The following is a 326-nucleotide window of genomic DNA, read 5'->3' as shown; positions in this document are numbered from 1 at the left end:
GGTCGTCGGTCCAGATGCAGACCATGACGCCCGGGGCGATGAAGGTGGCGACGTCGTCGATGTGGCCGTTGGTCTCCTCGGGGTCGATGCCCTCCTTGACCCAGATGACCTCCTCGACGCCGAGGTAGTCCTTGAGGTGCTCGGTCATGTACCCGCGAAGCTCCTCGCTCCAGGGCTCGAACTTCTTTCGGTACTTGGGCCAGAGGGACTCGGGGTCCTCCTCCTCGAGCACCGCGGAGCAGGTGCGGCCGGGGGACAGGAGGCACTGGTCGGTGACGACGAGGGTGCCCTCGCCGTCGACGGTGATGGAGCCGCCCTCGAGGATC

1 protein-coding gene is annotated in these 326 nt (G+C 66.9%); it reads right to left on the bottom strand.

Annotated elements, in window-relative coordinates; translation table 11 throughout:
- A partial coding sequence (locus ACTQXM_RS09085; RefSeq protein WP_441537657.1) for an agmatine deiminase family protein occupies positions 1-326 on the bottom strand: 326 nt, incomplete at both ends.

The organism is Collinsella sp. LCP19S3_D3 (genome assembly GCF_052121455.1).
Lineage (GTDB): Bacteria > Actinomycetota > Coriobacteriia > Coriobacteriales > Coriobacteriaceae > Collinsella.
This window is presented reverse-complemented; position numbering and strand designations above follow the sequence as displayed.